The 10,759-nt window shown below is 31.2% G+C and carries 11 protein-coding genes; 9 read left to right on the top strand and 2 right to left on the bottom strand.

The genetic code is table 11. The features are described 5' to 3' along the window. Window positions 1–258 precede the first annotated feature (258 nt). The 4 genes from LGK97_RS19260 to LGK97_RS19245 all read left to right on the top strand — a co-directional run bounded on the left by LGK97_RS19260 (window position 259) and on the right by LGK97_RS19245 (window position 2,673). On the top strand, window positions 259–546 hold the full coding sequence (locus LGK97_RS19260; protein WP_226261891.1) for a hypothetical protein: 288 nt from the start codon (window positions 259–261) through the stop codon (window positions 544–546). A gap of 12 nt (window positions 547–558) precedes the next feature. Next, complete coding sequence (locus tag LGK97_RS19255; RefSeq protein ID WP_226261889.1) at window positions 559–1,020, top strand: peroxiredoxin family protein; 462 nt, start codon at window positions 559–561, stop codon at window positions 1,018–1,020. Between the two features lie 356 nt (window positions 1,021–1,376). Further along, on the top strand, window positions 1,377–2,072 hold the full coding sequence (locus tag LGK97_RS19250) for an AraC family transcriptional regulator (protein ID WP_226261887.1): 696 nt from the start codon (window positions 1,377–1,379) through the stop codon (window positions 2,070–2,072). Between the two features lie 268 nt (window positions 2,073–2,340). After that, window positions 2,341–2,673 carry a helix-turn-helix domain-containing protein gene (locus LGK97_RS19245; RefSeq protein ID WP_226261886.1) on the top strand — a complete coding sequence of 111 codons (333 nt, stop codon included), beginning with the start codon at window positions 2,341–2,343 and terminating at the stop codon, window positions 2,671–2,673. A gap of 54 nt (window positions 2,674–2,727) precedes the next feature. On the opposite strand, the gene LGK97_RS19995 is transcribed toward LGK97_RS19245, so the two are convergent. Next, window positions 2,728–4,266, bottom strand: a complete 1,539-nt coding sequence (locus tag LGK97_RS19995) for a PucR family transcriptional regulator (RefSeq protein WP_226261884.1) — start codon at window positions 4,264–4,266, stop codon at window positions 2,728–2,730. A gap of 155 nt (window positions 4,267–4,421) precedes the next feature. Here LGK97_RS19995 and LGK97_RS19235 point away from each other — a divergent pair, with 155 nt between their 5' ends. Together LGK97_RS19235 and LGK97_RS19230 are read left to right on the top strand one after the other, a co-directional pair. Further along, window positions 4,422–6,362: an NAD(P)/FAD-dependent oxidoreductase gene (locus LGK97_RS19235; protein WP_226261882.1), complete on the top strand. Its 1,941-nt coding sequence runs from the start codon at window positions 4,422–4,424 to the stop codon at window positions 6,360–6,362. A gap of 210 nt (window positions 6,363–6,572) precedes the next feature. After that, window positions 6,573–6,794 (top strand): hypothetical protein, encoded by a 222-nt coding sequence (locus tag LGK97_RS19230; RefSeq protein WP_226261880.1) that lies wholly within the window; start codon window positions 6,573–6,575, stop codon window positions 6,792–6,794. A gap of 27 nt (window positions 6,795–6,821) precedes the next feature. On the opposite strand, the gene LGK97_RS19225 is transcribed toward LGK97_RS19230, so the two are convergent. Next, on the bottom strand, window positions 6,822–7,724 hold the full coding sequence (locus LGK97_RS19225) for a DMT family transporter (RefSeq protein ID WP_226261878.1): 903 nt from the start codon (window positions 7,722–7,724) through the stop codon (window positions 6,822–6,824). Between the two features lie 116 nt (window positions 7,725–7,840). On the opposite strand from LGK97_RS19225, the gene LGK97_RS19220 reads away from it, so the two are divergent. The 3 genes from LGK97_RS19220 to LGK97_RS19210 all read left to right on the top strand — a co-directional run bounded on the left by LGK97_RS19220 (window position 7,841) and on the right by LGK97_RS19210 (window position 10,595). Next, window positions 7,841–8,803, top strand: a complete 963-nt coding sequence (locus tag LGK97_RS19220; RefSeq protein ID WP_226261876.1) for an aromatic acid exporter family protein — start codon at window positions 7,841–7,843, stop codon at window positions 8,801–8,803. A 206-nt stretch (window positions 8,804–9,009) separates the two neighbouring features. Then, window positions 9,010–10,212, top strand: a complete 1,203-nt coding sequence (locus LGK97_RS19215) for an NAD(P)/FAD-dependent oxidoreductase (RefSeq protein WP_226261874.1) — start codon at window positions 9,010–9,012, stop codon at window positions 10,210–10,212. A gap of 167 nt (window positions 10,213–10,379) precedes the next feature. Further along, window positions 10,380–10,595, top strand: a complete 216-nt coding sequence (locus LGK97_RS19210; RefSeq protein WP_226261872.1) for a FeoA family protein — start codon at window positions 10,380–10,382, stop codon at window positions 10,593–10,595. The last annotated feature ends 164 nt before the right edge of the window (window positions 10,596–10,759 follow it).

The raw sequence follows: 10,759 nt of genomic DNA, 5'->3' as shown, positions 1-10,759 counted from the left end.
AAACTAGCAATGTAATATAAGATATATTGACTAGAGAGGCTGGAATAGCCTTGATAGCTTGGGTAAACTTGCTACAGTAGTAGTATTGACCAAGAAGCTCCCACCTCTTAGTTGCTGAGTAGTTCACGCAGAGAAATATATAAGTTCACAAAGGGATATCCGTTTTTAGTATCAAGAATATGTCAAGTTATAGATGAACACATATTAAAAGATAATAAAAAACCATGGACTATTTATGAAATTCAGAAGGCAGTAAAAATGATAATAAACGAGAAAAATATGCCCTTTGATGATCTTATAAAGAATATGGAAAATAATAAGGAGTTATATGAGTGTGTGTATAATATTCTTATATTAAATATAAATCCAGTTTTTAATATAAATAATCCAGTAATAGAGCTTGGACATATGCTTGGATACCTAACAGCAGACATAGATAATAATATTACAGTATCCAATCAAATTATTAAGGAAGTCATTTATAATTACATGATATCAAGAAATAATATTACAAATATGAGTTACTACAATTTTAAAATAAAATGAGGAGATGATAAAATGCCTAGTACACAATTAAATGAAAAAGCACCAGATTTCGAAATAAAAGATGTTGATGGAAATAAAATTAAACTTTCTAATTTTAGAGGAGAAAGCAATGTATTAATTGTATTAAATAGGGGATTTGTTTGACCATTTTGCAGAAAGCATATGATGCAGTTGCATCAAGATTATGATAAGTTTGTAGAAAAAGACACTAAGATAGTTGTAATAGGACCTGAAAATGAAAAGAAATTTAAAGAGTATTGGAGAGAAAATGATCTTAAGTTCTATGGTATTCCTGATGAAGAGCAATCCATACTTAAACTATATGGGCAAGAGGTTAGTTTATTTAAGTTAGGGAGAATGCCAGCACAGATGTTAGTAGATAAAGAAGGGATACTTAGATACATACATTATGGTCATTCCATGAAGGATATACCTGAAAACACTGAAATATTTCAGCTTATAGATACACTATAGATCTGTTTTAAATGTCAGCAAAGTAGTTATACTGCATACATAACATACCGATAATAATAAAAAGAACTATAAATAATTTATTGGTCAGATAAGATAGATACTAAGTAGGGACCTTGTATTTGCAAGTAACAGCGAATACAAGGTCCCATGTTTTTAGAATGTGAAAAGTTTTAACGACATAGCTACTTTGAATGGTGGCAAAAAAGGAATGTATCTGAAATGCACTCATTGTGTACACGAGAGATGGTTTAAATAAATATTTATATTATGTCGTGTTTTAAAATTATTAGTAAAATACAAAATGACAAAACATACCCCATAATATAAGTTAGAATAATAATGAAGGTGGTGAGAATATGAACTATATGGCAAATGTGCAACGTGCTGTTGAGTTTATTAACGTTAATGTGAATGATGAGATAAATCTTGATGCAATTGCAAAGCGAGCATATATGTCTAAATCATACTTTTGTAAGATTTTCCGTGTTATTACTGGATGTTCAGTGAAAGAGTATGTGACGGCATACAGATTATATCTTGCTACACAAGATTTATTAATGACAAATAAAAGAATAATAGATGTTACATTCCAGTATGGGTTCAATTCACAACAAACCTTTACAAAGGCATTTAGAAAATCTTACGGAATGCCCCCGGGAAGCTTCCGAACCACAAAAATGCCATTGATTCCTTTAAAACATCTAAACTTATATTTTAATGGAGGTATTAGTATGGATAGTATTTTTAAAAATGTACGGTTTATTGAACAAGAAGAAATTTTTGTAATAGGTATTGAAGTGAAAGTTGACTACAATACAAACGATCATAATCAAATAGGTGAGCTATGGGATATGTGGGTAAAAGAGAAAGCATATTCAAAAATCCCAAGCCCCATAAATTACCCTGCAACTATGGGAATGACAGAAGATACAAGTAAGGGGGATACTGCAATGTATCGTATTTGTATGGAAGTTGAAAGGTTAGATAATATTCCAGTAGGGTACAGATTGAAGTCTATAATAATGTTACGTGTGCTAAAGATGAGGAAATAGAAATTTATGTTCCTATCATAAAGTAAAATAAATAAGGTTATGAAATAAATCCAAAAGGACCATCTTAAAATAATTATATTTTAAGATGGTCCTCATAGCTTTTATATGCTTTTTATTGGATATAAAAGGTCAACAGTAGTAGCTAAAATTGCAATTGTTGATGGTATAATTAATAAATAAACATGAACAAGAAAAACCAGACAAATTAAAGTACGATAAGACGGGAATAAAATTTTATATTTATATATACTTTAATGGAGGTAAGAATTTGGAAATAATTAAGTCTATTAATAATGCAATTGAGTGTATTGAAAACAATTTGGATTCTACTCTAAATATTGACGAAATAGCAAAGGTTGCATGTACATCACGGTATCATTTTCAGCATTTGTTTCATGCAGTGACAGGTTTTACTTTAACAGAGTATATTCGAAACCGTAGGCTTACGCTTGCTGGAGAAGAGCTTTATTTTAAAAATTCAAAGATAATTGACATAGCGTTTAAATATGGTTATGAAAGTCCAGACGCATTTACCAAAGCTTTTCAAAGACTACATGGAACAACTCCTTCAGCACTTAGAAAAACAGATAAATTAAGTTAAAAAAACACAATGTATAAGTAAAATCTTATACATTGTGTTTTTTTATTATATAATTTATTTTCTGGTTGATACTCCATTGCATTGCAAGCATTTATAGGAAAAAAAGACTTGAAATACCTCATCTTCATTTTTTAAATTTATATCTGTTAATTCCAGTATTTTATCCAATCTGTATTTCACAGTATTTCTATGAATAAATAATTCTTTTGCAGCAAATACTGAATTGTGATTGTTTTTTAAATACAAATATAATGTTTTGTAAAGCTCTGTATTGTTCTCTTCATCATAATCTCTAAGTATGTTTAAACTAGGATGAATAAAACTTTCCATTTCTATAGTATGGCTTGCTTTATTTATAAAATCATAAGCTTGAATATTTTTGTAATAATTTATAGTTTTTATTATATTCACTTTTTCACTTATTTTAATGGAACTTATGCCTTGTTCAAAGTACTTCCTAGAATTTATCAAATTTCTAAAAGTGTTACTTATACCTATTAGGATTTGATTTTCATTAGCAAAGTTTTCAATTAATTGTTTTTGTTCTGCAGAAATAAAGGGTTCGCTTTTATAATCATAAAGCATAACAATATAGTTCTCATAATAGGTATGTGTTTTTTTATGAAAAAGTTTTTCTAGTTTATCGGATATATAGTTAGGTGTTTTATTGAGGGCATCAAATTTATCTATATCCAAAACTATTACTATAAAATTACTTTTATAGTTTAAGCCATAGGTTTTTAGTTTTTCCTTTAATGCATTATAATCTTTAATTTTTTCGTCCAACAGATCCACAAGAAAATTTTCACGATCAAAATTATCCATATTCCTATTAGCTAAATTTTTTTCGAATTTATCGGAAATAACATTAGAAATCATAAGTAATATGTTTTTATAATTTTCCTCCATTGGGGAGTTTGACAGGAGAGTTATAATATATCCAATTAATTTTCCATCAACAATAATTTTAGTTACCCATCTCTCTATATGACTTTTATCACAAATTACTTTAAATGGTGTGATATTATTTAAAGAGTTTTTTATACTCTCCATATTTCTAACGTAGCTAATAAAATCATAGGAGCAATAACCATTTTTTACATTTTGAATCCAAAACTTATCGCTTATTTTTGATATTTCTGAACTAGCTAAAATTCTATAACTTGGATCTATGATTATTATTGGATTATCTAAAGCCTGGGAAGCTACTTCTGCAATATTTTCTAAAGCTATGCAGCTCTTTAAAGCATTTAGCAAACTGTTCTCCGTAAACAATTCATTTATTGCATTAAAAGTCTCAAAAAGCTCACAGTTACTTTCTAATATTAAATATTTAGATCTCCCTAAATTATAAGCAGGAATATTTCCGAAGGTATCATCAATTAATATAGCATTAGCTGATTGTAAATTAATTTGATTTTTAATAATAAAACTAGTTGTACCTACATAAATAAAGTTACTTTTAAATATTTTTTGATTTTTTACTAAGAGTTTTGCTTCAAGCATTTGTATTAGCTCGGTGGATTCATTAAGGTTATTTAAGATTATCCTATCTTTGAAGTATTTATATATATCATAAAAAGTAATTTTCACATTCATCACCCCTTAAAAATTAAGGCTATACATCATATTTACAGTATAGTGCATAGTGCACAATAATAAAAGTATTTTCTGTGCTTTAACCATATGTTAATTTATAAGATTCTTTGTTATATTATTAACAACGAAAGAATTTGGAGGTATTTGTGATGAAATATACTAAACTTTTTACACCTGGAAAAATTGGTAATCTAACATTAAAAAATAGAATAGTTATGCCTGCTATTGGCACATCTTTAGCATCTTCTACTGGAGAAGCTTCTGATGAAATAATTAAATATTATTCAGATAGGGCTAAGGGGGGCTGCGGATTAATTATCACTGAAATTACAAGAGTGGATGATGAAACCGGTGTTGGAACTCCGTGTCAACTTTGTGTAACTGACGAATATCAAATTCCTAGACTAGAAAAATTAGCTAGAGCCATACATAGATATGATTCTAAGATATTTGTTCAACTACATCATCCAGGTAGACAATCCCACGGCAGACTAATTGGAGGCAAGCAAATTGTAGGACCTAGTGCAGTAACAAGCTCTGCTATTGGAGAAATGCCTAGAGAACTTACCACTGAAGAAGTAGAAGAAATGACTAAAAAATTTATCAAGGGGGCAAAAATCGCCCAAATTTCTGGAATAGACGGTGTTGAACTACATGGTGCACATGGATACTTAATCGGACAATTTATTAGTCCTTTAACTAATTTAAGGACAGATAAATATGGTGGTTCTTTTGCTAATAGAATGAGATTTATCACAGAGATCATAGTAGGAATTAAATACATTTGTGGCAAAGACTTTCCTATTTCAGTGAGAATTGATGGAGATGAATTTGTTCAAGGTGGTTTAACACTAGAAGAAGCCGTTAAAGTAGCTAGATCTCTAGAAAGTACTGGTGTTGATGCTATTAATGTAAGTTCCGGAACTTATGAATCAGTTAATACTATAATAGAACCTATATCCTATCCACAAGGCTGGAAAAGACATCTAGCAAAAACAATAAAGGCAGCAGTGAAGATTCCTGTAATAGCTTGTGACGTTATAAGAAAACCGGGCTTTGCTGAGCAACTATTAGAAGAGGATGGATTAGATTTCGTAGCCTTGGGAAGAGCTCATTTGGCGGATCCAGAATGGGTCAGAAAAACCCTTGAAGGTAGAGAAAACGAAATTAGACCTTGTGTATCCTGTTTATATTGTATTGAAGAATTAATGGGTGGAAAGTGTATAAAATGTGCTGTTAATCCTAAAATGGGAAGAGAGCTTGAGTTTGATGATTTAAGAAAAGACGGAAATAAGAAGGTTGTAGCCATAGTAGGGGGAGGACCTGCTGGTATGCAAAGTGCAATAACCTTGGCTGAAAGAGGCTTTAAAGCTATTCTATTTGAAGAAAGAAGTGTATTGGGGGGGAGCGTTTATCTAGGAAGTAAACCACCACTAAAAACTAAGCTAAATGATTTATTAGATCACATGGAATATGAAATGAAGAGATTAGGTGTAGAAATAAAATTAAATACAAAAGCAACAGTGGAGGAACTAAAGAAGCTTAACCCATATGCTGTATTTGTTGCGCCGGGTGCTAAAGCTAATATTCCTAAAGCACCAGGTTTCGATGAAGAAAATGTATGCACTATTCAAGATGTTTTAGGTAAAAAAGTTATTTTACAGGATAAAAAAGTTGTTGTGGTAGGCTCTGGATTAACCGGTCTTGAAACCGCAGAATACTTAGTAGAATCCGGTAATGAAGTTACCGTCATTGAAATGCAAAGCAAAATCGGACCTGGTGCATATTTACCTAACTTAATCGATGTTACTTCTAGACTAAAAAAGCATAATGTAATCATGATACCATCTTTAAGACTTACTGAAATAAGTGAAACAGGAATTCGTGTTCAAAACACCTTAAATAATAACTTTACAAATATAGATGCAGATGCAGTTGTTTTATCACTAGGGGTAAGAGTGGATCAAGAGTTTGTTCAAGAGTTTAAGAAAAACTTCAACAAGGTATTCGTTTTAGGTGATGCAGAAAAACCAGGAAGAATAGGACAAGCAATACAAACAGGCTATGAAAAAGCTTATGTATTAGAATAAGGCGGAAAAGTTTGGAGCTGTTGATTTACTTTTCAATAATGCCGGTGTAGTTGTCCCAGGGGGAATTTGGGAACTTGCATTGAAGGATATAGATTATATTATGTGCACTATTAAATTCTTTAGTTTCGTTTCTATTTAAATCTCTTAAGATTGCAGTGCAGTTATGGAGAATATTCTTCTAGCAGCTTCGGGAATGTGACTCGGGGCTGTTTGGATTGGACTGGACCGTATCCTATTACAAGGGCAGTGAAACCTGTTTGTAAGATATTGAGTATATCAGAACATGTAATCCCATTAGGTGTTCTCTATATAGGGTGTTCAGATGAATTTAAAGAACCACGAATTAAATACAATGAAAAAGTAGTTTATTGGCAAAGATATGATTCAAAAAGAAAACATAGAGCGAGACCTAAGAATATGAGGCATCTATAGCATTGACATAGAGAAATTAAAATTCTTTTATACTTTTTTAATTTTTGCAAAAGACAAAATTACAACTGTAGTTAAAATGCATAATGTTCCCATCAGTTGCCACATATCAAAAGGAACACGCAACCATAACACAGATAAAAAAGCTGCAGATAAAGGCTCAACAGAAGTTAGTACGCTTGCTTCTGTTGGCTTAATATATTTTAAACTTTCCAAATAACAATAAAAAGCAATGAGAGTTCCGAATAACACTACGAATATAACAGCGAATATTGAAGCAAGAGACCACTCACCTGTAAAGTTCCAAGGCTGATGGATAAAACTAAAAGCTACTCCACCAATAAACATGCCCCACCCAACTACAACTGCAGAGCCATATTTAGCAAGAAGATACCGTGGTTGTAAGGTGTAAAAGGCTGTGGCAAAAGCTGAAATAATACCCCAAAACAAGGCCAACTTAGAAATAGATATTGCATGTATATTTCCTCTGGTAATGATAAGAAATGTGCCAAACATAGCAAGGATTATAGCTATTAATTCTTGTAAACGTGGCATTTTTTTATTGCGAAGTATTAAATAACAAGCAATTATCACTGGTGATAAATATTGCAGTATGGTAGCTGTTGCAGCATTGCCATGTTTAATAGCAGCAAAATATGTATACTGCATACCTAACATGCCCATAATACTAAAAAGTACAAGGCTTGAGTAGCTGCGCTTAGACTCCCATATCTTCCATATTGATTGACCACCTTTTATAGATGTATATGATAATAGAATTAGACCAGCTACTAATAGACGAATAACAACAAGCCATTCTGTACTAAATCCCTTTTGCTGAATCAAGAATTGAGCAACAGTTCCAGATATTCCCCATAGCATTGAGGATATGATTACAAGCATGATTCCCTTTATTCTTGGGTGAAATTCCACATGCTGTCACTCCTTTCCTTTTGAATTATTCCAAGTAAGTTTTATGTTATAATTAAGTAATATTATATCACATTACAAATAAACAAATAAAATTTAAGGATCTTATGAGGTGATTTATGAAGGTTATAGGCTATAGAACTTTAAAAACAGGAATAGGAGCAACCATAGCAATAAGCATAGCTACGGCTTTTGGATTAAAATATGCAACTGCTGCAGGAATTATAACAATACTTAGCATTCAAAGTACCAAAAGGACATCTTTAAACATAGCAATCAAAAGGATGGGAGCATGTTTTCTTGCTTTATTTCTTTCAACAGTTTTATTTAGGGTGTTTGGATTTAACAATGTGGTTTTCGGAGTGTTTTTAATGGTGTTTATATATTTAGCTTCTAGGTTTAAGTTAAACGAGGGCATTATAGTAAGCTCTGTTTTAGTAACCCATTTTCTTGTTGAAAAGACTGTGACCACAACATTAATTGTGAATGAATTGGCTTTGATGATAATAGGAATAGGTGTGGCACTTATTTTAAATCTTTATATGCCAAGTGTTGAGAATAAAATTAAAGAAGATCAAGAATATATTGAAGACTGTATAAGAGAAATATTGTGTCATATGTCTATAGCTCTAAGACAGTTTTCAGTATCTGTAAAAGAAGAACAGTTATTTAATAATCTTGAGAGTAGATTAAAAGTTGGAAGGGAAAGGGCCTATAGAAATTTGAATAATGCTTTGTTTTCTGATAATAGTTATTATGTTAAGTATATGGATATGAGGGTTCAACAGTTTTATGCTCTAAATAATATGAGAAGACATTTTGAAAGGTTTTCAATAAGCTACAAGCAGAGTACAATCATTGCTGACTTTACTTTAAAAGTATCAGAATCCCTACATGAATATAATACAGCAGAAGGACTCTTAAAAAGCTTAAAGCTTCTAAGAGAAAGTTTTGTAACAATGGAGCTGCCAAAGACTAGGGAAGAGTTTGAAAACAGGGCAATGCTTTATCAATTCTTAAATGATTTGGAACAGTTCATATACATAAAAAATACATATGCAAAGACAATGACTGACATATAGGTGTCAGTCATTGTCTTTTATAATGGAATAATAAAAAATGTCCAATATATTATTTACATTAATTTAGTAAGGATATCCTAGTTTGTTAATATGGGTTTGTTGGAGTATATACACTTTCATATTTTTCATATATAATTGGAACTTACAAAGGTTTAAATGGGACTAAATATAATCTAAATGAAGATGAAATTTAATGAGGTGTAAATATGTTAAAAGTTATTGTTGTTGGCGGAGGCCCTGCTGGTATGATGGCGGCCATTAGTGCAGCGAAAAACAATGAAGTTATATTAATAGAAAGAAATAAAGAAGTTGGTGCAAAGTTAAGACTTACCGGTGGAGGCAGATGCAATATTACAAACAATAGAGAGCTTGAGGAATTTTTTGACAAGATAGTTAGCAATAAAAAATTCTTATATAGTGCTCTTTATACATTTTCAAACAATCAACTTTTACAATACTTTAGAGATAATGGATTGGAATACAAGGAAGAGCTTGATCAAAAGATATATACAAAAAGTAACAGAGCAGATGAAGTTATAGAATTATTAAAAAATGATTTGATAAATAATAATGTTAAGGTTATGTATAACAGTAAAGTTCAGAACTTAATAGTTGAAGATGGAGAAGTCAAGGGTGTAGTAACTGATGACGGCAAAAGGATTTTAGCACAAAAGGTAATAGTTACAACAGGGGGCAAGAGCTACCCTGATTCAGGTTCAGATGGTTCTATGTTTGAAGCATTACGTAGCCATGGACATACTATAACACCTTTATATGCAGCCTTAATTCCTTTAGTCATAAAAGAAGAGTTTGTTAAGAGTTTGCAAGGGGTTTCCATGAGGGATGTTGTAATTTCAGCTAGGCTTAAAAAAAGTAGCATAGAAAAGTTTGGTGATATGATATTTACTCATTTTGGAATATCGGGGCCAGCAGTATTAAAGATGTCTTCTTACATAACAAAAGCCTTAGGAGATGGAGAGGTAGAAGTTACTTTAGACTTTTTAAGAGATAAGTCAAAAGAGGAAATATCAGAGGCTATGAGAGTAAATCCAAATAAAACTGTACTTAATAATTTAAAAGGGATTCTTCCACAAAACTTCTTAAAGGAAATCTTTGAACTATTAGGTCTAACAGAAATTAAAGTTAGTGATTTAAAGAAGGTAGATGAGAATAAGATAATTGAATACATGAAGGAAATGAAACTAACTGTTAGAGAAACCTTGTCAATTAAAGCAGCTCAAGTAACCTCAGGTGGAGTTAAAGTCAAGGAAATAAACGCTTCAACTATGGAGTCAAAGCTTATAAAAAATCTTTATTTTGCAGGAGAAGTTATAGACATTGACGCTGAAACAGGTGGGTATAATCTTCAAATGGCGTTTTCTACAGGATATTTAGCAGGAAGTAATTAGGCGCTAGAAGAAGCCTTTAATGTGGTGTAGTGTTTAGCAAACTGCATTATAAAATTTAATTTACAAAAAAATTAATAGTTAACCTATTGACAAAGTTAATTGCAAATGATATTCTTTATCAATAAGGAAATGATTAGTAATGAAATTGTAAGGTAGGTGAGAGTAGTATGTTATTATTGAAAGCAAAAATTGGTGAGACTTTTAATATTCAGAGAGTTGAAGGAAAAGAAAAGGTGAAGAAGTTTCTTTTTACTTTAGGGTGCTTTGAAGGAGAAGAGATTACTCTTATTTCTAAACTTGCAGGAAATTATATTGTAAATATTAAAGATAGTAGATATGCACTTGATGAGAGTATGGCAAAATCTATTGTAATAGAAGGATAAAATATATTATTATTTGCAGATAATATTATGTTATTTAAATGCTATGAAATATAGCATTTTTATTGTGCGCCCAGCATGGGCGCAATCTAAAGGGTGAAAGTCCCTAGCACGGGTTAATAGTGCCAAGTGCATAGCTTAAGACAAGGGTGTCCATGGTGACGTGG

The sequence above is a fragment of the Clostridium sp. CS001 genome (assembly GCF_020443565.1).
Classification (GTDB): domain Bacteria; phylum Bacillota; class Clostridia; order Clostridiales; family Clostridiaceae; genus Clostridium_AD.
Note: the sequence above shows the minus strand (reverse complement) of the source record. Positions and strands in the feature narration are given on the sequence as shown.

Excerpts from the sequence above, each read along its gene's own strand:
- LGK97_RS19215 (WP_226261874.1), top strand. The coding sequence starts at position 9,010 with ATGTTAAAAGTTATTGTTGTTGGCGGAGGCCCTGCTGGTATGATGGCG.
- LGK97_RS19260 (WP_226261891.1), top strand. The coding sequence starts at position 259 with ATGATAATAAACGAGAAAAATATGCCCTTTGATGATCTTATAAAGAAT.
- LGK97_RS19220 (WP_226261876.1), top strand. The coding sequence starts at position 7,841 with ATGAAGGTTATAGGCTATAGAACTTTAAAAACAGGAATAGGAGCAACC.
- LGK97_RS19235 (WP_226261882.1), top strand. The coding sequence starts at position 4,422 with ATGAAATATACTAAACTTTTTACACCTGGAAAAATTGGTAATCTAACA.
- LGK97_RS19210 (WP_226261872.1), top strand. The coding sequence starts at position 10,380 with ATGTTATTATTGAAAGCAAAAATTGGTGAGACTTTTAATATTCAGAGA.
- LGK97_RS19250 (WP_226261887.1), top strand. The coding sequence starts at position 1,377 with ATGAACTATATGGCAAATGTGCAACGTGCTGTTGAGTTTATTAACGTT.